This is a genomic window from Streptomyces sp. NPDC002742 (genome assembly GCF_042888885.1).
Lineage (GTDB): Bacteria > Actinomycetota > Actinomycetes > Streptomycetales > Streptomycetaceae > Streptomyces.
Genome location: NZ_JBIAQF010000003.1, coordinates 446,284 through 469,508, shown reverse-complemented (window position 1 = coordinate 469,508; position 23,225 = coordinate 446,284). Strand labels below are relative to the sequence as shown.

The following is a 23,225-nucleotide window of genomic DNA, read 5'->3' as shown; positions in this document are numbered from 1 at the left end:
CCTCGCTCGTACCGCATTGCCCTGGTAGGGATGGGATATGACGACTGACGTTCGGGTGCTGCGGCAGGCCGACTGGGACAAGTGGTACAACAACCTGATCCGCGCGTTCGGAGGTGTGGCGGAGTCGTCCGAGGAGCGCGAACTGTGGAACGCGCTCACAGAGTACGACCGTTCGCTGGGGGTCTGGGACGGCGAGGAGTGCGTGGGTACGGCGGGGGCCTTCTCCTTCCGTGTCACGGTCCCGGGCGGCGCCTCGGTACCGGCGGCCGGGATCACGATGGTGAGCGTCGCGGCCACGCACCGGCGGCGCGGGGTGCTCACCGCGATGATGCGCCGCCAGCTGGACGACATCCGGGCCGGGAGCGAGCCGCTCGCCGTCCTGACCGCGTCGGAACCGGCGATCTACGGGCGGTTCGGCTACGGCATCGGGACCCTGCAGATCCGCGCGGAGATCGACACCAGCCGCGTGGAACTGTCCGTGCCGCCCGGGACCGACGACGTACGGCTGCGCTACGCGGTGCCCAGGGAGGTACTGGACGCGTGCGAGGCGGTGTACGCGCGGCTCGTGCCGGAGCGTCCGGGGATGCTGGCCCGGCAGCCCGGCTGGCAGCGGCTCGGCGTGCTCGACCCGGAGTCCGAGCGGAACGGCGCGTCACCGTTGCAGTGCGTGGTGGCCGAGCGGGACGGCGAGGTAGTGGGCTACACGCGCTTCCGGGTCAAGCCCGAGTGGGGCCCGTCCGGGCACAACGGGACGGTCGTGATGGTTGACCTGGAGGGCGTGGACCCGGCGGTGCGGGCCGCGCTGTGGCGGTTCCTCTTCGACATCGACCTGACGACCACGCTGCACACCCGGGGCCGTCCCGTGGACGAGGCCTGGCAGCACATGGTCTCCGACATCCGCCGTTGCCGGCTGCAGATGAAGGACGCGCTGCATGTACGCCTCGTCGACGTCGGGGCCGCACTTGAGGCGCGGACGTATCAGGCCCCGGTGGACGTGGTGTTCGAGGTCGAGGACTCCTTCTGCCCGTGGAACGAGGGGCGTTGGCGGCTCACCGGCAACGCGAAGGGAGCGTCGTGCGTCCGGACCGAGGACGCCCCTGATCTCGCCCTGTCCGTGCGGGAGTTGGGCATGGTCTATCTCGGCGGGGTGTCGCCGGCCTCGCTCGCGGCCGGCGGCCTGGTGCGTGAACTGCGGCAGGGAGCCCTGGCGGAGGTGTCGATGGCGTTCACCTCGGTGGTCGCACCCTGGCTGCCGCACGGGTTCTGAGGGCTGGCCGGGTGACCGCGCCCCCGACCGCGGGACGACGGCCACGCCCCGGCGGAAACCGGTGACCGCGCGTCGGCCGCTGAGGACGGGGGCCGGAGGACGGGGTCCGGAGGACGGGGTCCGGAGGACGGGGTCCGGAGGACGGGCAGCGGCGCCGGGTCCCGGCTCGGCCCGGACTCAGGCCTTTTGGCAGGTCGGGCACCAGAAGAGGTTACGGGCGGCGAGATCTGCGGTGCTGATCTCACCTCCACAGATGTGGCAGGGCCGGTTGGCCCTGCGGTACACGTAGACCTCGCCGCCGTGGTCGTCCACGCGTGGCGGGCGGCCCATCGCCTCGGGCGTGTGCTCCGGGCGGACCGTGTCGATGCGGTTGTTGCGGACGCCCTCGCGCATGAGATGCACGAGGTCGGCCCAGACCGCGTCCCACTCCGTCGCGCCGAGGTCCCTGCCCGCGCGGTACGGATCGATGCCGTGCCGGAAGAGGACCTCCGCGCGGTAGACGTTTCCCACGCCCGCGATGACCTTCTGGTCCATGAGCAGGGCGGCGATCGTCGTACGGCTGCGGGAGACCCGCCGGTAGGCCGCGGACGGGTCGGCGTCCGGGCGCAGCGGGTCGGGGCCGAGGCGGTCGTGTATCGCGCGCTTCTCGTCGTCCGCGATCAGGGCGCAGGTGGTGGGGCCTCGCAGGTCGACGTACGCGGTGTCGTTCGTGAGGCGGAGACGGACGGTGTCCGTGGGCGGCGGGGCGGGCGCGCCGCCGAAGCCGACCTTGCCGAAGAGGCCCAGGTGGATGTGGATCCACTGCGCCGGACGGAAGCCGAGGAAGAGGTGCTTGCCGTGGGCCTGCGCCGCGGTCAGGACCGATCCGTCGAGGAGGGCCGCGGCATCGGCGAACCTGCCCTGGGGGCTGGTCACGCGGACGCCGCGGCCGCCGAACGCGGCGAGGTAGTCCTCCGCGAGCCGGTGAATGGTGTGCCCCTCGGGCACCGGTCCTCCTGCTGTCTCTCGTCCGGGGCCCGACGACACGTCGGCGCGTCGGCCCCTCGGCGCTACGCCTGCGGCTGCTGCGGGTGGTGGGCCGGGATCGGCGGGAGTTCCCGGGTCGTCTCGTAGTCCGCGAGCATCTCGATGCGGCGGACGTGACGCTCCTCGCCGGTGAAGGGGGTGCCGAGGAAGGTCTCGACGAACTTCGTCGCCTCTTCCTGGGTGTGCATACGGGCGCCGACGGACATGACGTTCGCGTTGTTGTGCTCGCGCCCGAGCGCCGCCGTCTCCTCGCTCCAGGCGAGTACGGCCCGTACGCCGGCGACCTTGTTCGCGGCGATCTGCTCGCCGTTGCCGGAGCCGCCGATCACGATGCCGAGGGCGCCCGGGTCGGCCACGGTGCGCTCCGCGGCGCGGAGGCAGAACGGCGGGTAGTCGTCCAGGGCGTCGTAGATGTGGGGCCCGCAGTCGACGGGCTCGTGGCCGGCGGCCTTGAGCCATTCGACGAGGTGGTTCTTCAGTTCGAGACCGGCATGATCGGAGCCGAGATACACGCGCATGGTCCGAGTGTGACACGACCGTTTCCGGGCGGCCTCGCCGGGGGCTACCCCCGAAATCAACGAGCAATCCTACAGAACCTCAAGGAAACCTCAAGTAACGATCTGGATTCAAAGGTTCACGAATTCCTTTGCCTCCGTTTCACTGGACCAACTCGTACGCCGTCCACACGATGGATCAGTGCGTGCCCCGTACACCGCTCGTACGGGTTGGGCGCTCTGTACGGGAATCTGCTCATCCGGCGCAAAGGAATCCCCCTCATGACCTCGCAGCCGACCCCCACGAAGGCCGCACAGGCCTCCGGAGGCCCCGGAGAACCCGGTGGCGGCCTCCAGGCCGGACTCAAGAACCGTCATCTGTCGATGATCGCCATCGGTGGTGTCATCGGCGCCGGGCTCTTCGTGGGCTCAAGCTCGGGCATCGCCACGGCGGGCCCCGGCATCCTGCTCTCGTACGCCCTCGTCGGCACGCTCGTGGTGCTGGTGATGCGGATGCTCGGCGAGATGTCCGCCGCCAATCCGACCTCGGGTTCGTTCTCGGCGCATGCCGACCGCGCGCTCGGCCGCTGGGCGGGCTTCTCCATCGGCTGGCTGTACTGGTTCTTCTGGGTGGTGGTGCTGGCCGTGGAGGCCACCGCCGGCGCCAAGATCCTCGAAGGATGGATGCCCGGCGTACCGCAGTGGGGCTGGGCGCTCATCGTGATGGTGGTGCTGACGGCCACCAATCTGGTCTCGGTCGGCTCGTACGGCGAGTTCGAGTTCTGGTTCGCCGGGATCAAGGTCGTGGCGATCGGCGCGTTCATCGTGGTCGGCGCTCTCGCGATCTTCGGAGTGCTGCCGGGTGCGGACGCCCCCAAGGCGGGCCTGGGCAATCTGACGGACCACGGCGGCTTCCTGCCGCACGGGCCCGGCGCGATCCTCACCGGTGTGCTGCTGGTCGTCTTCTCCTTCATGGGCAGCGAGATCGCGACCCTCGCGGCCGGTGAGTCCGAGGACCCGCAGCGGGCCGTCACCAAGTCGACGAACAGCATCATCTGGCGTATCGCCGTCTTCTACCTGGGCTCGATCCTCGTGGTCATCACCCTGCTGCCGTGGAACGACCCGTCGATCAAGGACAAGGGCTCGTACGTCGCGGCTCTGGACTCCCTCGGCATCGCGCACGCCGGTCAGATCATGAACGTCATCGTGCTGACGTCCGTGCTGTCCTGCCTCAACTCCGGCCTCTACACCGCCTCCCGGATGGCCTTCTCGCTCGGTCAGCGCGGGGACGCGCCGAGGGTGTTCGCCAGGACCACCCGCCGTGGTGTGCCACTGACCGCCATCGTCGTCTCGGTCGTGTTCGGCTTCGTGGCCGTCTTCTTCAACTACAAGTTCCCGGACTCGGTCTTCCTCTTCCTGGTCAACTCCTCCGGCGCGGTCGCCCTGTTCGTGTGGCTCGTCATCTGCTTCTCGCAGCTGCGGATGCGGAAGATCATCATGCGCGAGGCGCCGGAGAAGCTCGTCGTGCGGATGTGGCTGTACCCCTATCTGACCTGGGCGACCGCGGCGATGATCGTCTTCGTGCTCGGCTACATGCTGACCGACACCGAACACGACGGCCGGGAGACCGTGCTGCTGTCGCTGCTCGTCGCGGCGATCGTGCTGGTCATCGCGTTCGCGCGGCAGAAGTTCGGCGCGGGTGCCCGGTCGGCCGCGCAACCGCTCGCGGGCGGCTCCCGCGATGAGACCCGGGCCGAGGTGCGCGCCTGACCCGCCACCGAAGCCTGAGCGGAGAGGGGCCCGCGGCACATCGCCGCGGGCCCCTCTCCGTTCCCCGGGGTCCGTATCCTGCTGCGTCCTTGCGCCCGGCCGCGGCCACAGGCCCACAGGCCCACAGGCTCACAGGCTCACAGCACGGTGAAGCTGTTCTTGACCTGGTTGTAGACCGTGAGTGCCTGGTCCTCGATGTCCTGGTGGTACCAGGTGTTGATCTGGTACGACTTCCCGTCCGCGTCGAAGCCGAGCAGCCGCGCGTGCCAGCTGACCCCCTTGAGCGTGAAGGTGTATTCCCAGACGACCGCGGTCCGGCCCCGGAACGTCGTCTCCTCCAGCCGGATCTTCCGGTAGTCCTGCCCCTGGCGGGCGTTCTGCTCGGAGGTCGTCCAGGTGTCCATTAGATTCCCCTTGGCGAGGGAGGACTTGGCCGCCAGTTCCTGGGCGCCGTCGGGCGCGGTGTAGTGCACCTCGGAGCCGGTCTGCGGATCACGCCGCCAGCCCTTGGGCGTCACCCACGCGTATCCGCCGGCCTCCCGGCGTGCTCCCGGGGGCGGACCGGGCGGGCGTGAGGTGCCCTCGACCGTGGGTGCCGGGGACGAGGGGCCGCCGGTGGTGGAGGCCTTCGACGCGGACGAGCCCGTCGCGGCACCGGTGCTGCCGCCGGGCGCTCCGCCGGTCATGGCCAGGACGGCCCAGGCGACGGCTCCCGCCGCGACGAACCCGGCGGCGGCGAATCCGGTACGCCGCCTGCCGCGGCCCTGACTCCGGCCCGCCGCGGAGCCGGACGGTGCGGCTGGGTCCGGGAGTTCATCCGGTGGCAGCGCTACGGGCACGGTTGACGTGGGCAGTCGGGAGGGCGCGCGCACGCCGGGCTCCGCACGCGGTTCGGACGGGGTCCGCGAACTGGGCTCCGTGCGCGGTTCGGAGGGGACTTCGGTGGAGGCGTTGGCCGTCATCTGCGCGTCGTGGCCCCTGGTGACGCCTTCGGCTCCGGCGACCGCGGAGTGTTCCGAGGGACGCGGCCGAGCATCCTTCCCGAAGTCCGGCGGGTTCTTCAGGGTCGGAGTCGGCCGGACCGGGACGGCGTCGTGCACGGAGTGGTGCTCCGGGTCGTTGCCGGGGTCGGCTTCGACTTCGACTTCGGGCGCGGACACGGGCACGGGCACGGGCGCGGACACAGGCACGGCTTCGGGTGCAGGTTCGGCTTCCGTGAGACGCGCGGGCCCCGGCTTTCGCGGGTCGCCCGCGTCGGTGTGCTGTTCGTCCGGAGGTGGAACGGCTTCGGGAAGGTCCACCGGGGGTTGCCGCGCCGCCCGCACGATCCGGGCGTCCAGCAGCACGCGCGTGGCCGGCTCGGCCAGGTCCTGACTCCCGGTCGGCCCGGCCCGATCACGGTCCGGGGCCGGATCGGGTCCCGGGGCCGGATCGGACGCTCGCCCGGACACCGGCTCGGGGGCCGGCTCGGGGGCCGACCTGGGTTGCGACTCGCGGTCCGCATCCCGGGTGCGTGCCGACAAGTGATCCGGCTCGGTGAGGGGTTGGCGCGTTGGACGGTTCCCGGGAGCGGGTTCGTGCGCGGTCCCGTACTCCTCGGATGAGGAGGCCAAGCCGCCCTCGGGCCCCCCTGTCGGCGGTCCGGCGGGACTCGCGGTGTTCGTCCCCGCGGTGTTCGCTCTAGGCGGGCGGACGAGTTCCTCAAGTCCTGCCTCGAGCTCCTCCAGCACGGGCCGTGCGGCCGGGTCCTTCTCCAGGAGGGCTGCCAGGATCTCCCGCAACTCGCCCGCTCCGGAGGGAAGTTCGGGTTCCTCGTACAGAACCGCGTGCAAGGTCGCGAGGGTGGTGGAGCGGGAGAAAGGGGAGCGGCCGCCGAGGGCCGCGCAGAGCGTGGCGCCGAGGGACCACACGTCGGAAGGCGGCCCCTGCGGGCGGCCGGAGATCCGCTCGGGCGCCATGTAGTCGGGGGAACCGACCAGCATGCCCGCCATGGTGAGCCCCTCGGCGTCCTGAAGCGCCGCGATGCCGAAGTCGGTGAGGACGACACGGTGCCGTCCGGCGTGCTCGACCAGTACGTTGCCCGGCTTGATGTCGCGGTGCAGCACTCCCTGGGCATGCACCTGGCGCAGCGCCCCGACGAGTTCGAGGCCGACTCGGGCAGCCTCGCGTGTGTCCAGCGGTCCGTCCTCGGCCACGACGCGTTCGAGGGAGCGACCGGCGACGAGCTCCATGACGATCCAGAGCCGTTCGCCCGCGTCCACGACGTCATAGATGCGGACGACGCCCGGATGGTCGATCCGGGCCGTCGCCCTCGCCTCGCGCAGGGTGCGTTCCCGGCGCGTGCGGGTGTTCTCGGGATCGAGTCCGTCTATGCGCATTTCCTTGACCGCGACCTGCCGGTCGAGCATTTCGTCGGCGGCTCGCCACACCCGCCCCATTCCTCCCTGACCAATACTTTCGACCAGCCGGTAACGTCCGGTCACCAATAATCCCGGAACACCACCCTGTATGTTCGCCGACAATCTCTGCACCCCCTCAACATCAGCCACAATCGCCTGTCACGGCAGAAACACGATGGTCACACTTCAGCCTGTACCAGCATAGTGCGGAGAAATCTTGTGGTACCTCTTCAAGTACTGCGAATTCAGGCGCAGCCAAGGGGGGCGAACATGAGTTCTCGTCGGACGACGACCATTACGGGATCGCTGCTCACGGCCTGCTTCTCGACCGTGATGATCCTTTCCCACACCGCCGTCGCGGACGACCAGGGACCGGGGAGCGGCAAGGGCGGAAAGGCGATGGAAAAGCCGCCGGCGGGCGTGCGGGTGACCACGTTGCTGCCGGAGAGGATCTCGGTCGACAACAGCACTCAGAAGACGGCGATTACCGCCACGGTAAAGAACGAGGGGACCAGGGAAAGCGGCGATATCAGGCTGTTGGTGGTCGGCTTCGACGGCCTGGAGGTCAAGAACGTCAAAGGCTGCACCGCCATGGCTGAAAAAGATCTCCCCAAGGGGTCGAACAGCGGCTTCGTCTGTTCCACCGGAAATCTCGCGGTGGGGAAGTCGAAATCGTACGCCGTCGACGCGACGTTCGATATGAGCAGGACCGGAAAGATCTGTCTCCCGGTCCAGACGGGCGACGGGAAGAAGACTTACTGGCAGCAGGGCCCGGTTCCGTTCGGTACGACGAACCCGTCGCCGAACGCCCCGGCGACCCCGCTGCTGCTGGGCACCGACAACAAACCGGTGGCACCGGGCGGCGACCGACTGCCGAAGACCGGGGCCGGAACCGACGTCCTGTCGCTCGGCATGGCGGGCGCGGCGCTGATGTCGGCCGGAGCGTCGGGGCTGTGGTGGGTCCGTCGCAGGCCCCGCCAGGAACACTGACCACCGGGCACGGCATCGGGCGTGAACGCGCGGAGGCTCGCCGGGTGCGGTCGGAAAACGACCCGGCGAGCCTCTTGCTCGGAACCACTGCGTCACGGGCGCGAGCGCCGTACGGCCGGTGGCCTTCTCACGTCACCGGCGTGGGCGTCGCGTGACGGCTGACGCCATCACGTCACCGACGCGGGTGTCACTTCTTGTCGATGAGCTTCCATGCCGTGGGCAGGACGCCCATCGCCAGGGCGGCCTTGAGGACATCACCGATCAGGAACGGGGTGAGACCCGCCGCGACGGCCGCGCTCGCCGACATGCCGGTGGCCAGAGCCAGGTAGGGAACGCCGATCGCGTAGACGATCGCCTCGCCGAGCAGCATCGTGCCCGCCATGCGCAGCACGGAGCGGTCGGCGCCGCGGCGGGCCAGCGCACCCACGACGGTGGACGCGAGCAGCATGCCGAGGATGTAGCCGAAGGACGGTGCCGCGGCGCCGGAGCCGCCTTCCGCGAACCACGGGACGCCGACCATGCCGACCAGCGCGTACACCGCGAGCGACAGGAAGCCGCGGCGCGCGCCGAGCGCCGTGCCGACGAGCAGCGCGGCGAAGGTCTGGCCGGTCACCGGTACCGGGGAACCCGGGACGGGCAGCGAGATCTGGGCGGCGATACCGGTGAGCGCGGCACCGCCGAGCACGAGGGCGACGTCGCGGACGCGGGAGGCCGGAAGGAGGTCGGCGAGGACCTCGCCGGGTCGGGAGGGCGTGGCGAAAGCGGTGCTCATGAGGACTCCGGCGAACGGGGATACCCCCTTGGCTCACGGAGAGCCCGGGGGGAGGACAGGTCAGGACACGGTGACGCTATCCCAGGGGCATACGGGCGATCACCGTCAGTGCTCGACAAAGCGCGGATCCGGCACTTGGTGGGCTCCTTACAAAGAGTGCCCGGTATACCTGTGCCAAGGTGATGCTGGTCACTGAGGTGAAGTCGTTTCCGCTACAGGACGGTCAGGGCTCTGGACTGTGGAGACTCACCAAAACGACTTTCGCGGCACCGGCGTCCGCCCCGCCCTCGCCGACCGGTCACCGAGGCTCTCGCGCCGCTGGGTCGGCCGGGCTCTCCCTCTCGGGCCGCAAGCGGGAACAGGCCCCGACTGTCCGCTCCTTGGGCGTACCTGGCAGGCCCCCGGGCCACCCCCTACCCTTCTCCCCATGGTTCCCCAGGCCCTGAACTTCGCGTCGCGTCGCTATGTCGACCTGCGACGCCAGGGCACTGCCACCTGTCGCCGCCCGTCCTGAGGCGGGGCGGAGCGGATCCGGCTCACCGGGACGAGACCACAGCGGACCACACCAGTCGCGCGTCGCACCCGTTGTGACGTGGCGTACGTGACGGCGCAGTGCCGGACCAGCTCCCGAGGAAGAACTCCATGGCCAGTACCGTGGCACCCCCTTCGACGTCCCCGCCCTCCCCCGTGCTCGACCGACGCAGGGCCAGCGCCAGCGTGATCCTGCGGTCCGTGCTGGAGCACGGGCCGGTCGCCCGCAGCACCATCTCCCGGCTGACCGGGCTCTCCCCGGCGTCGGTCACCGACTACTGCGCCCGTTTCACCGAACGGGGCCTGATCCGGGAGGCCGCCGCGCCCCACCGGTCGGGCGGCGTCGGGCGGCCGCATCTCCCTGTCGACCTGGACCGCTCCCGGTTCGTGGTCGGCGGGGTGCATGTGGCCGTGCCGTACACGACCGTCGCGCTGCTGGACCTGCGCGGGCGGGTCGTCGCCGAGAACCGTCTGCGGCACGACCGCACCGAGCCGGGCCTGGTTCTCGCGAACGCCTCGGACGGGATCGCCGCCCTCCTCGCGGCTGTCCCCGGCCGTACCGCCCTGGGCATCGGGGTGGCGGCCGGCGGCTGGGTCGACCCGGACTCCGGCACGATCGTGGAGCACGCGCTGCTGGGCTGGCGCGACGTGGCCGTCCGGGAGGCCGTCGGGGCGCGCACGGGGCTGCCGGTCCATGTGGACGGCCACGCGCGGGCGTTGGTCAACGGCGAGCGGCTGTTCGGGCGGGCCCGGGGCAGCCGGAGCCTGCTGCATCTCTTTGTCGGCAATGTGGTGGACGCCGCCTTCGCCACCCACGACCAGGTGCACTACGGGCCTCGCTCGCAGGCCGGCGCGATCGCCCATCTGCCCTTGACGGGTGGCTCGGAGCGGTGCGACTGCGGGCGGACGGGGTGCCTCCAGGCCGAGCTGAGCGAACGGACCCTGTGCCGGCGGGCCCGGGGGCTGGGTGTCATCGACGGCTCGAACCCGATGCACGTGGTCTCCGCGGCGGCCGCCGGCGACCTGCCGGCCGTACGGCTGCTGCTGGAGCGGTCCCGGATGGTCGGGCGGGCGGCGGGGCTGCTGCTCGACGTGCTCAACCCGGAGGCGGTCGTCGTGACCGAGATCGGTGCCATACACCGGGAGGACTGCCTCCGTGCGCTGCGCGAGGCGGTGGGCCCGGAACGCGCGTCCGCGGTCGTCCCGACCAGCTTCCCGGATTCGGTGCTGGCCGTGGCGGGCGGTTCGGTCGCGCTCGACGTCCTGTACCGCGATCCGCTGGGTTCGCGGGCTCCGTCGCCCGCTGAGAACCTCATGGCCGTCCGGACCGCTCCGGCTGCCCCGGGCTCCCCACCGGGAGCGAATTAATTCAGAGAGTCGGAATGTTGACAGGGCTCGTTCCCGGACAGGAGCATCGTGTCCATGAGCAGCGCGCGGGTGCAGGTTCCGCTCACCAAGTGCCGTGTGGTCGACCTGATGCGGGTCGCACGCACACGTTGTTGCTGACCCCTTGTCGCTGACACCTCGCTGACGCGCTGAAGCGCCGGGGTTCACTCGGCAGCCTTCTCCCTGAGGGCCACTCGGCAGCAGTCGCGCCGAGGACCGGTCGGCCCTCGGCGTCCCGAAGGCCGTCAGGCCGTCGTCCTTCCGAAGGCCGGCCGGCCGTCGTCGCGCCGTGGACCCGTCAGCCGTCGTCTCCGTGGGCCGGTCCGCCGTCGTAGCGCAGCGGACCGTTCGGCTGCCGTCACCCCTGGTCGGCTCGCCCCCATCGGCCCGCCATCGGCGTATGTCCTTCTCGACGCGCGTTCACTCCTCCGGCTTCGCCCTGCCCGGAACTCCGCGCGCCCTCCCGCCACTTGGAATCCCTGGAGCCCTTCCATGCCACCACTGTCCCCGCCCTCCCCCTTGTCCTCCTCGTCCGCCTCGTCCCCCTCCAGGTCCGGTGTCGACCGGCGCGTGTTCCTGTCCTCCCTGCTCGGTGTCGCCGCCGCGGCCGGGCTGAGCGGTTGCGCCGGTGCCAGTGCGGCCGACTCCCGGTCCCGGGGGGACATATCAGCGCCCCTGTCCGGCAAGGTTCCGCGGGGCACCAAGCTCTCCATCGCCTCGTACCAAGGCGTCCAGGAGCTCCAGTTCAAGCTGGCGGGGCTGGCCGATCTGCCGTTCACCGTCTCCGACTGGGTGAACATCGGCGCCGGTCCCGATGTCATCAACGCCTTCCGCGCCAAGTCCCTGGACGTGGGGAACAACGCGGGCATCCCGCCGATCCAGGCGCACTTCCAGGGCTTCGACGCGAAGATCGTCGCGATCAACATCACCCGCAAGCCCAACTACCTGTTCGCCACCAAGCCCGGCAGCGACATCAAGGATGTCCAGGACTTCAAGGGCAAAAAGCTGGCCTTCTCGCAGGGCCAGGCCCAGGGTGTCGTCCTGCTGCGCGCCCTGAAGCAGGCCGGCATCGCCTACGACGACGTGAACCTCGTACCGCTGACCAGCAACCAGTTCCTCACCGCGCTCCAGGCGGGCCAGGTGGACATCGCCCCGCTCGCCAACAACCAGGCGCCGGCCTACCTCAAGCAGTACGGGCCCAAGGGTGCCCACACCATCGACACCGACGTGGTGGACCTGCTCAACCTGCTCTGGGCGCCGACCTCGGTACTGGCCGACCGTGCGAAGGCGGCCGCGGTCGCCGCGTACATCCCGCGCTGGGCGAAGGGCCAGATCTGGGCGTACGAGCACCCCGACGCCTGGAACGAGGAGTTCTACGTCAAGACCCAGAACCTCACTCTCGCGCAGGCACAGTCGATCACCGCACTCGCCAACAAGCCGCTGTTCCCGCCGAGTTGGGACGAGGCGGTCAAGTGGGAGCAGGAGACCGCCGATCTGCTGGCGGCGGGCGGCTTCGTGAAGGGGTTCAAGGTCGAATCGCTCTTCGACCGGCGCTTCGAGGCCATCGCGGCCAAGTCCGTACCCGCGGAATACCAGAGGTGACGGCCATGACGACCAGGACCACGACCACGGCCAGGAGCGCGGCCCCCGCCACGCCGTCGACCGCGATCACAGAGGAACCCGCCACCACCTCCGCCTCCGTCGCCGACTCGATCTCCACCTCGCCCGCCGACGCCGGAAGGGGAACCGGAACCGACACCAGCAACGAGGCGGACGAAACCAAGGCCGCCAGTCGTAGCCGGCGGTCTCCTCGTACCCGGCGCCGCAGCCTCGCGCCCGGCAAACGGCTGCCCGCCTCCCGGCTGATCGGACCGGCGCTGTTCCTCGCCCTGTGGGCTGTCGCCTCGGCCGCCGGACGACTGGATCCCGGCGCGATTCCGGCGCCCTGGACGGTGCTCAGGACCACCGGCCATCTGTGGACCGACGGCACCCTGCCCACCGATGTGCTGACGTCCCTGGAGCGCGCGGGATACGGATTCGGGTTCGGCCTGACCGCCGGAGTCGTCCTCGCCCTCGCATCGGGGCTCAGCCGGGTCGGGGAGGCACTGATCGACGGGACCGTGCAGCTCAACCGGGCGATCCCGACCCTCGGTCTGATCCCGTTGTTCATCCTCTGGCTCGGCATCGGCGAGACCTTCAAGATCGCGATCATCGCCATCGTCGTCTACATCCCGATCTACCTGAACCTGCACTCCGCCCTGTCCGGCATCGACCACCGCTATGTGGAACTCGCCGAGGTCCAGGGGCTGTCGAGGCTCCGTTTCGTCCGGGAGATCGTGATCCCCGGCGCGCTGCCCGGCTTCTTCGTCGGACTGCGGCTCGGGGTTACCGCCTCCTGGCTCTCCCTGGTCGTCCTGGAGCAGATCAACGCCACCAGCGGCCTCGGCTACATGATGTTCCAGGCCCAGAACTACGGCCGGACCGACATCATCCTCGTCGGTCTGCTGATCTACGGCATCTTCGGGCTCGTCTCCGACAGCGCGGTTCGTCTCATCGAACGAAAGGTGCTGTCGTGGCGACGCACACTCAGCAACTGAACCGTCGGCAACCGACCCGCTCCCACACGGTCCAACTGCGCGGTCTCACCAGGTCGTTCGAGGGTCGCACGGTCCTCGACGGGATCGACCTCGACCTTCCGGCGGGCCAGTTCACCGCCCTGCTCGGACACAGCGGGTCCGGCAAGAGCACGCTGCTGCGCGCCATCGCCGGCCTGGATCACGGCGTCGCCGGGAGCGGGCGGCTCACCGCCCCCGACAGGGTGTCCGTCGTCTTCCAGGACTCCCGGCTGCTGCCCTGGCGCCGCGTGCTCGACAACGTCCTGCTCGGCACGGACGGCCGGGAGGCGGCGGAGAAGGGGCGCTCGGCCCTCTCGGAGGTAGGGCTCGCGGGACGCGAACGGGCCTGGCCCAACGAGCTGTCCGGCGGGGAGGCGCAACGCGCAGCCCTGGCCCGTTCGCTCGTACGGGAACCCGAACTGCTGCTGGCCGACGAACCGTTCGGGGCGCTGGACGCGCTCACCCGGATCCGGATGCATGTGCTGCTGCGCGAACTGTGGGAGCGCCACCGGCCGTCGGTTCTGCTCGTCACGCACGACGTGGACGAGGCGATCGTGCTGGCCGACCGGGTGCTCGTGCTCGAACACGGACGCATCGGCCTCGACCTGGCCATCGACCGCCCGCACCCCCGCTCGTACCGCGATCCGCTGCTCGGCGAGTACCGCGAACGCCTGCTGAACGCCCTCGGGGTGACCGAGGACGTGACAGGAGCACCGGAGGGGACGGAACGCGGAGGAAGGGCGCCACAGCCCGCCGCGGAACCGGACGGAACGACGGCGCTGCCCGCCGCGGAACCGGACGGAGCCGCATCACAGTCCGCCGCGGAACCGGACGGAGCCACGGCACAGCCCGCCGCAGGACCGGACCGGACGGCGGACGACGTCGCCGCAGGACCCGACGGCACAGCGGCGGGCGTCGCCGGGCACGACCTGTTCGCGCACCAGAAGGAGAAGCACCCGTGACCAGCCCGCGCCGACTCCATCTCAACGCCTTCCTGATGAACACCGGCCACCACGAGGCCTCCTGGCGGCTCCCGGAGAGCGACCCGTACGTCCATGTCGAGACGGCCCACTACGTACGTCTCGCCCGGATCGCCGAACGCGGCACCTTCGACTCGCTCTTCCTCGCCGACGGCCCGGTCCTGTTCAACAGCGTGGGCCAGCGGCCGTCCGGAGCCCTCGAACCCATCACCCTGCTCACCGCGCTGGCCACCGCCACCGAACACATCGGCCTGATCGCCACCGCCTCCACGTCCTACAACTCCCCCTACAACCTGGCCCGCAGATTCGCCTCCCTCGACCACATCAGCGGTGGCCGCGCGGGCTGGAACATCGTCACCACCGCGGGCGCCGAGGCCGCCCGCAACTTCGGTCTCGACGACGAGCCCGCGCACGCCACCCGCTACGAGCGCGCCGCCGAGTTCCTGGACGTGGCGCTCAAGCTCTGGGACAGCTGGGAGGACGACCTGGTCGTCGCCGACAAGGCGGCCGGCGTCTGGGGCGACCCCGGCAAGATCCATCCGGCGCGCCACAAGGGGACGTACTTCAGCGTGGAGGGCGCCCTCAACGTGCCCCGCACACCGCAGGGTTACCCGCTCCTCGTGCAGGCGGGCTCGTCGGAGGACGGCAAAGGGTTCGCGGCCCGGTACGCGGAAGCGGTGTTCACCGCCCAGCAGACCCTGGCGGACGCCCAGGAGTTCTACGCCGACCTCAAGTCCCGTACCGCACGGGCCGGCCGGAATCCGGACCACATCAAGGTCCTGCCCGGGATCGTCCCGGTCATCGGCTCGACCGAGGCCGAGGCGCGCGCCCAGGAAAGCGTCCTCGAGGACCACATCGTGTACGAGCACGGACTGAACCGCCTGGAGCATCTGCTCCACCTGGAGCCGGGCACCCTCGGCCTCGACGCACAGCTGCCCGCCGACCTGCCGCCGGAGGACGCGATCGAGGGGGCCAAGAGCCGCTACACCCTCGTCGTGGAGCTCGCCCGGCGCGAGCGGCTGACCGTGCGCGAGCTGATCGGCCGACTCGGCGGCGGGCGGGGCCATCTGACCTTCGCCGGCACGCCCGAGCAGGTCGCCGACGCGATCGAGGAATGGTTCCGGGGCGGCGCCGCCGACGGCTTCAACATCATGCCCGCCGTGCTGCCCTCCGGCCTCGACCTCTTCGTGGACCACGTGGTGCCGATCCTGCGCGACCGGGGTCTGCTGCGCCGGGAGTACGGGCCCCGGCAGACCCTGCGGGAGCGCTACGGCCTCCCGCGCCCGGCCAACCAGTACGCGATCCCGCCCACGGCCACCGCGCCCAGCCCCACCCCCACAACCGCACCCGCACCCGCACCCGCCTGAACCGCGCACGCCACCCTCTCCCCCTCCCTCTCTTCCTCTCTTCCTCTCTTCCTCTTCCTGCTCCTGCTCCTGCTCCCGTCCGATCCGCCGTTCCGAAAGGACCCGCACCCATGGCAGACCTCGAGATCCAGAAGGTCACCGCGCACATCGGCGCTCGTGTCTCCGGCGTCGACATCTCCAAGCCCTTGGACGACGTCACCGCCGCCGCCCTGCGCACCGCCCTCAACCAGCACAAGGCGCTGGTCTTCGACGACGTCGACCTGGACGACGAGGGCCAGCAGGCCTTCGCGCGCCACTTCGGCGACCTGACCACCGCGCACCCCACCGTGCCCGCCGTGGACGGCGCCCCGAACGTGCTGCCCGTCGACAGCGAGCGGGGCCGCGCCAACCACTGGCACACCGACGTGACCTTCGTGCTCAACCCTCCGCAGGCCAGCACCCTGCGCAGCATCACCGTCCCGGCGTACGGCGGCGAGACGCTCATCGCCAACTCCGCCGCCGCCTACCGCGATCTGCCCGAGCCGCTCCGCGCGCTCGCCGACACGCTGTGGGCCGAGCACACCAACGACTACGACTACGCGGTGCCGGACGAGAGCATCGACGAGGAACAGGCCGCGCAGCGGGCCCAGTTCACGTCCATCAAGTTCCGCACCGTCCACCCGGTCGTCCGGGTCCACCCGTTGACCGGTGAACGCGGGCTGTTCATCGGCGGGTTCGCCCAGCGGATAGCCGGGCTGTCGGTGGGCGAGTCCCGGAAGATCCTCGACCTGCTCCAGTCGTACGTCACCCGGCCCGAGAACATCCTGCGCTGGCGCTGGTCCCCGAACCAACTGGTCCTGTTCGACAACCGGATCACCCAGCACTACGCGATCGACAACTACGACGGTCAGCCGCGCCGGCTGCACCGTGTGACGGTCGCCGGTGACGTGCCGGTCGGCATCGAGGGCAAGGAGAGCTACTCGATCGCGGGCGACGCCTCGCACTACACATCGGTGGCCGCATGACGCTGATCCCGGCGGCGGCCGGCCATGCCCGGCGGCAGGCGCGCGCCCGCGCCTGACCGGTGTGCCGCCTCACCGAAGGGGCCCTCGCGTGACGCCGTTCGTCATGCGAGGGCCCCTTCGCATGACGAACGGCAGACGAAGAAGGAGAGGGCCCCACGCGGACGTGCCGCACGCGGGTCTCCCGTCACGAAGTGCACGGCACATTGAGCGAGAGCAGGGCGGCCGACCCGTCCTCCACCCGGAGTCCGGTGACCGCCGCGCTGCCGAGGCTCGGCAGGACCCGGCGGTACTCGCCCAGCGGGATGGACAGGGCGGTGCACAGCACCAGGCGCAGCAGGGTGTTGTGGGCGACGACCAGCACGCGCTCGCCGGGGTGGGCCGCGGCGATGTGGCGCAGGGCGCGCGTGCCACGGGCGGCCGCGGTGCGCGGATCCTCCGCCTCGGGGAAGGGGTAGGACACCGGATCGGCCTGGAACGCCTTGGCCCGGACCGGGTTCTCGAGCTCGAACTCGGCGAGGGTGCGGCCCTCCATCACCCCGAAGTCGCATTCGCGCAGGGCCGGTTCGCGCTTCATGGGGAGCCCGAGCGCGTGGCAGGCGGGCTCGGCGGTGGCGACGGCGCGGGACATGGTCGAGGTCCAGATCGCGTCGACCGGGTGCGCGGCCACCCAGCGGCCGAGGGCCTCTGCCTGGGCTCGGCCCTCGTCGGTGAGGGGGACGTCACTCACTCCCGCGTAGCGGTTCTCCGCGTGCCAGACGGTCTGCCCGTGCCGGGCCAGGAAGAGAGTCGTACTGCGGCTCGTGGTACTCATGAGGCCGCAGTATCCAGGTCGAGGCGGGCCCGTGTGTGCCGCGAGGGACCGGGAGCCGGCCGCGTCGCTCCGGTTCGCCACGAACCGGGCGTACTGGTCGGCGAACCGTGATTCCGCCCCGCCGCCGGCCCCGCGAGCGCATACGCTCGCGGGGCCGGCGTTCGGGTGCGACCGGCGCGAAGACGAAGACTTCCCCGAGCCCAGGACCACGTGACCCGAGCCCACGCGGTCCGAGAGCACTGCGGGCCGGGGTCCCCTACAGGTTGCTGAAGTCCGGTCCCGCCGTACGCGTGCGCTTGATCTCGTAGAAGCCCGGCACCGAGGCGACCATGAGCGTGCCGTCCCAGAGCTTGGCGGCCTCCTCGCCCTTGGGGGCCGGGGTGACGACCGGGCCGAAGAAGGCGAGCTGCTCGCCGTCGGAGCCGGGGACGGCGATGACCGGGGTGCCGACGTCCTGGCCGACCTTGTCGATGCCCTCCTTGTGGGAGGCGCGCAGCTCGGCGTCGAACTCGAAGTTCTCCTGGTCGGCGTAGTCGATCAGGTCGGCGGGAAGCCCGGCCTCCTCGAGGGCGCCGGCTATCGCCTCCTTGGTCGGGCCCATGCCGTCGTTGTGGAAGCGGGTGCCGAGCGCGGTGTACAGCGGGCCGAGGACATCGTCGCCGTGCTTCTGCCAGGCGGCGGTTACCACCCGGACGGACTGCCACGCGGTGGTCGAGAGCATCTCTCGGTAGTGGTCGGGAAGCTCGTCCAGCTTGGGCTCGTTCAGTACGGCCAGGCTCATGATGTGCCAGCGGACCTCGATGTCGCGGACCTTCTCCACTTCCAGCACCCACCGCGAGGTCATCCAGGCCCAGGGGCACAGCGGATCGAACCAGAAGTCGACGGGGGTCTTGCCGGAACTGGTCTGAGCGGTCTGCTCGGGCATGGCTCTCCTCGGAACGTGGTGTTTCCCCTGGCAACGCCGGCACGCGCCCGCGTCATTCCCGCGTGTCCGGCGATTCCGACGGGTCCGAGGGTTTCCCCTGTGTCTGTGCCGTCGCGGCGCCCGCCGTAAGGAGCACATGGCAGGATCGGCCCTGTTCGCACATGTCTATGACGCCATGAGGGAGTGCAGCCGTGCCCGGTGAGAACCTGTCCCGCGACGAGGCCCAGGAGCGGGCGGCACTGCTGTCCGTCGACAGCTACGACGTCTTCCTCGACCTGCGTTCGGCCGTCGGGGAGCCGGAGCCCGGCGCGGCGGCCGGCGAGCCCCGCACCTTCCGCTCGGTCACCACGCTCCGCTTCCGGTGCGCCGAGCCGGGCGCGACGAGCTTCGCGGACCTGATCGCGCCGCGTGTGACGGCCGTCTCGCTCAACGGCAGGGACCTCGACCCGGTAGAGGTCTTCGACGGCTCCCGGATCCGGCTGGAGGACCTCGCGGCCGAGAACGAACTCGTCGTGGACGCCCAGTGCGCCTACTCCCGCACCGGTGAGGGCATGCACCGCTTCGTCGACCCCGAGGACGGCGAGGTCTACCTGTACACGCAGTACGAGCCCGCCGACGCCCGGCGCGTCTTCACGAACTTCGAGCAGCCCGACCTCAAGGCGCCGTTCCGCTTCGAGGTGCGGGCCCCCGAGGGCTGGACCGCCTGGAGCAACGGCCTCGGCGAACTGACCGACGACGTCTGGAAGTTCGCCGAGACGAAGCCGATCTCGACGTACATCACGGCGGTCGTGGCGGGCCCGTACCACTACGTGACCGACTCCTACACCCGCACCTTCGACGACGGTACGAAGCTGGAGATCCCCCTCGGCGCGATGTGCCGCAAGGGCCTGGCCCCCCACTTCGACGCCGACGACGTGTTCCTGGTGACCAAGCAGGGGCTGGACTTCTTCCACGACCACTTCGACTACCCGTACCCCTTCGGGAAGTACGACCAGGCGTTCGTGCCCGAGTACAACCTCGGCGCGATGGAGAACCCGGGTCTCGTCACCTTCCGCGAGGAGTACATCTTCCGCGGCAAGGTGACGCGGACGTCGTACGAGGCGCGGGCGAACGTCATCCTGCACGAGATGGCGCACATGTGGTTCGGCGACCTGGTCACCATGGTGTGGTGGGACGACCTGTGGCTCAAGGAGTCCTTCGCCGACTTCATGGGCACGTTCGCGAACGTGGGCGCGACCCGTTTCACCGATGCCTGGATCACCTTCGCCAACCGCCGCAAGGCCTGGGCCTACCGCGCGGACCAGCTGCCGTCCACGCACCCGATCACGGCCGACATCCGCGACCTGCAGGACGCCAAACTGAACTTCGACGGCATCACCTACGCCAAGGGCGCCTCGGTCCTGAAGCAGTTGGTGGCGTACGTCGGGCAGGACGCCTTCCTGGAGGGCGCGCGCCGCTACTTCAAGCGGAACGCGTACGGCAACACGCGCCTGGACGACCTCCTTTCGGTGCTGGCGGAGACCAGCGGTCGGGACATGGCCGCCTGGTCCCGGTCCTGGCTGGAGACCGCGGGCGTCAACTCCCTCACCCCGCAGGTGATCCTGAGCGCCGAAGGACGCGTCACCGAGCTGGGAATCGTCCAGGAGGCCGCCGAGTCCCATCCCGAACTGCGCCCGCACCGCGTGGCCGTGGGCCTGTACCGGCGGTCGCCGGGCGAGGGCGGGGACGGCTCGCTCGTCCGCTACGCGCGCGCCGAGGTGGATGTCGACGGGCCGCGCACGGTCGTCACCGACCTGGCCGGCTCCGAGGCCCCCGATCTCGTCCTCGTGAACGACGACGACCTCACGTACTGCAAGATCCGCTTCGACGAGGGCTCGCTGGCCACCCTGCGGGAGGCGCTCGGCGACATGACCGACCCGCTCGCCCGGGCCCTGTGCTGGTCCGCGCTGTGGAATCTCACCCGCGACGCGCTCCTGCCCGCCCGGGAGTTCATCGGCCTGGTGCTGCGCTTCGCGGGCCGCGAGTCCGACATCGGTGTGCTCCAGATGCTGCACGCCTGGGCGAACTCCGCTCTCGTCAACTACGTGGCGCCCGACTGGCGGGCGGTGGGCGGGCAGTTGCTCGCCGAGGGTGCGCTGAAGGAGCTGCGGCTCGCCGAACCGGGCGGCCAGCACCAGCTCGCCTGGGCCCGCTTCTTCGCCGACGTGGCGTCGAGCGAGGCCGATCTCCAGCTGCTCCAGGGCCTGTTGGAGGGAACGGCCGAGATCGACGGCCTTGAGGTCGACCAGGAGCTGCGCTGGGTGTTCCTGGAGCCGCTGGCCGCGCGGGGCGCCGCCGACGAGTCCGTCCTCGCCGCCGAACTCGCCCGCGACGACACTGCGTCCGGCAAACGGCACCAGGTCCGCTGTCTCGCCGCCCGCCCCTCGGCTGCGGTCAAGGCCCAGGCCTGGGCGGCCGTCGTGGAGTCCGACGCGCTGTCCAACGCGCTCGTCGAGGCGACCATCTCCGGCTTCGCCCAGCCATCTCGGCGGGACCTGCTCGCGCCGTACACCGCCAAGTACTTCGCCGTGATCGGCCGGGTCTGGGACGAGCGGTCCATCCAGATCGGCATGGACGTGGTCAGCGGCCTGTTCCCCTCGCTCCAGGACTCCGCGGAAACCCTGGAAGCGACGGACGCCTGGCTGGCAGCGCACGAGGACGCGCCGCCCGCGCTGCGCCGGCTGGTGCTGGAGTCGCGGGACGATCTGGCGCGGGCGCTGCGCGGGCAGGCCCGCGACATCGCCGCGGCGGGCTGACACCCGCCCCACGCGAACCGCATCGGAGAGGGTACCGGCGCCGCCCGTGCCCGGTGCCCTCTCCGGTGAACTGATCACATGCCCGCACCGGTTACGAAATGCAGGTATTCAGAGCCGTAACCCCTATTAGCCACCATCCCGACCAGCGCCTTTCGGCGTTCGAACTCCCGTACCTCAGGACGCTCTTGTCCCGATTTGCCGACGGGCGGGTAACAGCGGTTAGAGGGCGGCCGCCGGGCGGGAATCCCCGGTTCATGAACCCCAGCACCCCGCTCTCCCCCCACCCCTTCCGCCACTCATCCCCCGTGCGGCACCGGGTCCTGACCACCGCCCAGCTGCGCGGCCGCGGTGTGACCACCGCGGACACCAACGAGCGGTGCCGGCCCGGCGGGCCCTGGCAGCGGATCCTTCCCGGCGTCTTCCTCCTGCGTCCCGGCCCGCCCACCCCCGAGGAACGCCTGCACGCGACGCTGCTCTACGCCGCCCGCACCCCCGCCGCCCGCACGGCGACCGGCATCCCCGCCCAGCCGGTCTCCGACGAACCGCGCACCGCCCGGCCCCCCGCGGACGCGCTGATCACCGGCCTGGCGGCGCTGGCCCTGCACGGTTTCACCTCCGCACCGGCGCTGGACGCCCTCGACACGATCGACGTGCTGGTCCCCCGGCTGCGCCGGCTGCGCTCGACCGGCTGCGTGCGCATCGTGCGCACGACGGCGCTGCCGGCCCCCGCGTTCGTGGCGGGCGTCCCGGTCGCCGCCGTGCCGCGCGCGCTGGCCGACGCGGTCGCTGAGCTGACCGACGCGGAGACCGTGCGCGGGCTGCTCACTGAGGCCGTGCGCCGCGGTCACTGTGAACCGCGCCCGGTCGTGGAGGAATTGACCGCGGCCCGGCTGCTCGACCGCCCGCACGTGGTGGACGCCGTGGACTCGCTGGTGGCGGAGAGCAGGGCGATCGCGGAGAACCGCCTGTACCGGATGGTCTTCGAACACGGGCTGCCGGACCCGGTCTGGAACGTCGACCTGCGGCTGCCCGGCGGCCCGCACCTCGGCGGTCTGGACGCGTACTGGCCCGAGCAGGCGGTGGCGGTCGAACTGGACACCAGCGCCCGGCTGCAGGACGCGGCCGCCGCGCGGTCCGGGTACGCCCGCAAGCGCGAGTACCTGGAGCGGCTGGGCATCACCGTCGTCCACATCACCCCGCGGGGGCTCAGGGACGCGATGGAACAGCAGGCCACGGTCGTGCGCACCGCGCTGATGGCCGCGAACGACCGCGATCCCGCCGCGTATGTCGTGGTGCTGCCCCGGTGGTGACGGACCGGGCGGTGCCCGGAGGGGAGGGGAGGGGCCCACGAGGTGTTCTCGCGGGCCCCTCCCCGCGTTCCGGTGGCGTTGTCAGTGCCCCGATCTAGTGTGGACGAGCAGAGAATCCATGACCGGCCGCGGCTGCCGTGAAGAGCAAGACGAGCGACAGGAGACCTTGATGACTTCCCTGCCCGATCGCCCGAACACCGCGCTGCTGGTGATCGACATGCAGCACGGCGCGGTGGACGGCGCCCACGACCTCGCCCGTGTGATCGCGAACATCGACACGCTCGTCTCCAAGGCCCGCGCAGAGGCGGTGCCGGTGATCTGGGTGCAGCACTCCGACGACCACATGAAGCGGGGCAGCGACTCCTGGCAGTACGTGCCGGAGCTGGTCCGCCAGGACGCGGAGCCCCTGGTCCACAAGAACTACGGCGACTCCTTCGAGGCCACCGACCTGGAGGACCTGCTCGCCGAGCGCGCCGTGGGCCATGTCGTGGTCACCGGCGCCCAGACCGACGTCTGTATCCGCTCCACCCTCCACGGCGCCATAGCCCGCGGGTACGACGTCACCCTGGTCGGGGACGCCCACACCACGGAGGACCTCACCGCGTACGGCGCCCCCGCCCCGGCGGCGGTCGTCGCCCACACCAACCTGTACTGGAAGTGGCAGACCGCGCCCGGCCGGCGCGGGGACACCGTCGAGACGGCGAAGGTGAGCTTCGCGGCGAGCGCCGCGGACTGAGGGCCGGCACACCCTCGCCGTGCCCGGCTGGGCACGGCGAGGGCGGG

At 70.8% G+C, this 23,225-nt stretch carries 17 protein-coding genes and 1 pseudogene; 12 read left to right on the top strand and 6 right to left on the bottom strand.

The window, feature by feature from the left end:
* Positions 1–37: 37 nt before the first annotated feature.
* Entirely contained in the window at positions 38–1,267 is a 1,230-nt protein-coding gene (locus ACFYW8_RS07330; protein WP_389068731.1) for a GNAT family N-acetyltransferase, read from the top strand.
* 177 nt (positions 1,268–1,444) lie between these two features.
* On the opposite strand, the gene ACFYW8_RS07325 is transcribed toward ACFYW8_RS07330, so the two are convergent.
* Complete coding sequence (locus ACFYW8_RS07325) at positions 1,445–2,254, bottom strand: DNA-formamidopyrimidine glycosylase family protein (protein WP_365880344.1); 810 nt, start codon at positions 2,252–2,254, stop codon at positions 1,445–1,447.
* 62 nt (positions 2,255–2,316) lie between these two features.
* Positions 2,317–2,811 (bottom strand): ribose-5-phosphate isomerase, encoded by a 495-nt coding sequence (locus ACFYW8_RS07320; RefSeq protein ID WP_389068727.1) that lies wholly within the window; start codon positions 2,809–2,811, stop codon positions 2,317–2,319.
* Between the two features lie 258 nt (positions 2,812–3,069).
* Between ACFYW8_RS07320 and ACFYW8_RS07315 the strand changes: the two genes are divergently transcribed.
* Positions 3,070–4,557 carry an amino acid permease gene (locus tag ACFYW8_RS07315; protein WP_365880340.1) on the top strand — a complete coding sequence of 496 codons (1,488 nt, stop codon included), beginning with the start codon at positions 3,070–3,072 and terminating at the stop codon, positions 4,555–4,557.
* A gap of 137 nt (positions 4,558–4,694) precedes the next feature.
* Here ACFYW8_RS07315 and ACFYW8_RS07310 read toward each other — a convergent pair whose 3' ends face one another.
* A complete protein-coding gene (locus ACFYW8_RS07310; RefSeq protein ID WP_389068724.1) occupies positions 4,695–6,995 on the bottom strand; it encodes a protein kinase in 2,301 nt (766 codons plus the stop codon).
* Between the two features lie 231 nt (positions 6,996–7,226).
* Between ACFYW8_RS07310 and ACFYW8_RS07305 the strand changes: the two genes are divergently transcribed.
* On the top strand, positions 7,227–7,946 hold the full coding sequence (locus ACFYW8_RS07305) for an LPXTG cell wall anchor domain-containing protein (protein ID WP_389068845.1): 720 nt from the start codon (positions 7,227–7,229) through the stop codon (positions 7,944–7,946).
* A 187-nt stretch (positions 7,947–8,133) separates the two neighbouring features.
* On the opposite strand, the gene ACFYW8_RS07300 is transcribed toward ACFYW8_RS07305, so the two are convergent.
* Complete coding sequence (locus ACFYW8_RS07300; RefSeq protein WP_365880334.1) at positions 8,134–8,718, bottom strand: biotin transporter BioY; 585 nt, start codon at positions 8,716–8,718, stop codon at positions 8,134–8,136.
* Positions 8,719–9,360: 642 nt separating this feature from the next.
* Here ACFYW8_RS07300 and ACFYW8_RS07295 point away from each other — a divergent pair.
* From ACFYW8_RS07295 to ACFYW8_RS07270, 6 genes and pseudogenes are all read left to right on the top strand, one after another.
* Positions 9,361–10,617 carry an ROK family protein gene (locus tag ACFYW8_RS07295; RefSeq protein ID WP_389068720.1) on the top strand — a complete coding sequence of 419 codons (1,257 nt, stop codon included), beginning with the start codon at positions 9,361–9,363 and terminating at the stop codon, positions 10,615–10,617.
* A 510-nt stretch (positions 10,618–11,127) separates the two neighbouring features.
* On the top strand, positions 11,128–12,237 hold the full coding sequence (locus ACFYW8_RS07290; RefSeq protein ID WP_389068717.1) for an ABC transporter substrate-binding protein: 1,110 nt from the start codon (positions 11,128–11,130) through the stop codon (positions 12,235–12,237).
* A gap of 5 nt (positions 12,238–12,242) precedes the next feature.
* Positions 12,243–13,232 carry an ABC transporter permease gene (locus ACFYW8_RS07285; protein ID WP_389068714.1) on the top strand — a complete coding sequence of 330 codons (990 nt, stop codon included), beginning with the start codon at positions 12,243–12,245 and terminating at the stop codon, positions 13,230–13,232.
* Positions 13,208–13,951 (top strand): annotated as a pseudogene (locus ACFYW8_RS07280) (ABC transporter ATP-binding protein); the annotation flags it as partial. The gene ACFYW8_RS07285 and the pseudogene ACFYW8_RS07280, both read left to right, overlap by 25 nt.
* Before the next feature lie 257 nt (positions 13,952–14,208).
* On the top strand, positions 14,209–15,597 hold the full coding sequence (locus ACFYW8_RS07275) for an LLM class flavin-dependent oxidoreductase (protein WP_389068712.1): 1,389 nt from the start codon (positions 14,209–14,211) through the stop codon (positions 15,595–15,597).
* Between the two features lie 110 nt (positions 15,598–15,707).
* Positions 15,708–16,601, top strand: coding sequence for a TauD/TfdA family dioxygenase (locus ACFYW8_RS07270; protein WP_365880324.1), 894 nt, complete (start codon positions 15,708–15,710; stop codon positions 16,599–16,601).
* A gap of 184 nt (positions 16,602–16,785) precedes the next feature.
* On the opposite strand, the gene ACFYW8_RS07265 is transcribed toward ACFYW8_RS07270, so the two are convergent.
* Together ACFYW8_RS07265 and ACFYW8_RS07260 are read right to left on the bottom strand one after the other, a co-directional pair.
* The gene (locus ACFYW8_RS07265; protein ID WP_389068708.1) at positions 16,786–17,412 is read right to left on the bottom strand and encodes a histidine phosphatase family protein; all 627 of its coding nucleotides are present in this window, start codon (positions 17,410–17,412) and stop codon (positions 16,786–16,788) included.
* Between the two features lie 256 nt (positions 17,413–17,668).
* Entirely contained in the window at positions 17,669–18,337 is a 669-nt protein-coding gene (locus ACFYW8_RS07260) for a DsbA family protein (RefSeq protein WP_365880320.1), read from the bottom strand.
* Between the two features lie 191 nt (positions 18,338–18,528).
* Between ACFYW8_RS07260 and pepN the strand changes: the two genes are divergently transcribed.
* From pepN to ACFYW8_RS07245, 3 genes are all read left to right on the top strand, one after another.
* Complete coding sequence (gene pepN / locus ACFYW8_RS07255; protein WP_365880318.1) at positions 18,529–21,132, top strand: aminopeptidase N; 2,604 nt, start codon at positions 18,529–18,531, stop codon at positions 21,130–21,132.
* Between the two features lie 254 nt (positions 21,133–21,386).
* Positions 21,387–22,442, top strand: coding sequence for a hypothetical protein (locus ACFYW8_RS07250; protein ID WP_389068706.1), 1,056 nt, complete (start codon positions 21,387–21,389; stop codon positions 22,440–22,442).
* Positions 22,443–22,611: 169 nt separating this feature from the next.
* Positions 22,612–23,178, top strand: coding sequence for an isochorismatase family protein (locus tag ACFYW8_RS07245; RefSeq protein WP_389068705.1), 567 nt, complete (start codon positions 22,612–22,614; stop codon positions 23,176–23,178).
* Positions 23,179–23,225: the final 47 nt, after the last annotated feature.

Bases quoted from the DNA above. Each gene is read 5' to 3' on its own strand.
- ACFYW8_RS07270 (WP_365880324.1), top strand. From the start codon at position 15,708: ATGGCAGACCTCGAGATCCAGAAGGTCACCGCGCACATCGGCGCTCGT.
- ACFYW8_RS07300 (WP_365880334.1), bottom strand. From the start codon at position 8,718: ATGAGCACCGCTTTCGCCACGCCCTCCCGACCCGGCGAGGTCCTCGCC.
- ACFYW8_RS07330 (WP_389068731.1), top strand. From the start codon at position 38: ATGACGACTGACGTTCGGGTGCTGCGGCAGGCCGACTGGGACAAGTGG.
- ACFYW8_RS07290 (WP_389068717.1), top strand. From the start codon at position 11,128: ATGCCACCACTGTCCCCGCCCTCCCCCTTGTCCTCCTCGTCCGCCTCG.
- ACFYW8_RS07260 (WP_365880320.1), bottom strand. From the start codon at position 18,337: ATGCCCGAGCAGACCGCTCAGACCAGTTCCGGCAAGACCCCCGTCGAC.
- ACFYW8_RS07295 (WP_389068720.1), top strand. From the start codon at position 9,361: ATGGCCAGTACCGTGGCACCCCCTTCGACGTCCCCGCCCTCCCCCGTG.
- ACFYW8_RS07250 (WP_389068706.1), top strand. From the start codon at position 21,387: ATGAACCCCAGCACCCCGCTCTCCCCCCACCCCTTCCGCCACTCATCC.
- ACFYW8_RS07305 (WP_389068845.1), top strand. From the start codon at position 7,227: ATGAGTTCTCGTCGGACGACGACCATTACGGGATCGCTGCTCACGGCC.
- ACFYW8_RS07320 (WP_389068727.1), bottom strand. From the start codon at position 2,811: ATGCGCGTGTATCTCGGCTCCGATCATGCCGGTCTCGAACTGAAGAAC.
- ACFYW8_RS07285 (WP_389068714.1), top strand. From the start codon at position 12,243: ATGACGACCAGGACCACGACCACGGCCAGGAGCGCGGCCCCCGCCACG.
- ACFYW8_RS07265 (WP_389068708.1), bottom strand. From the start codon at position 17,412: ATGAGTACCACGAGCCGCAGTACGACTCTCTTCCTGGCCCGGCACGGG.
- ACFYW8_RS07310 (WP_389068724.1), bottom strand. From the start codon at position 6,995: ATGGGGCGGGTGTGGCGAGCCGCCGACGAAATGCTCGACCGGCAGGTC.
- ACFYW8_RS07315 (WP_365880340.1), top strand. From the start codon at position 3,070: ATGACCTCGCAGCCGACCCCCACGAAGGCCGCACAGGCCTCCGGAGGC.
- ACFYW8_RS07245 (WP_389068705.1), top strand. From the start codon at position 22,612: ATGACTTCCCTGCCCGATCGCCCGAACACCGCGCTGCTGGTGATCGAC.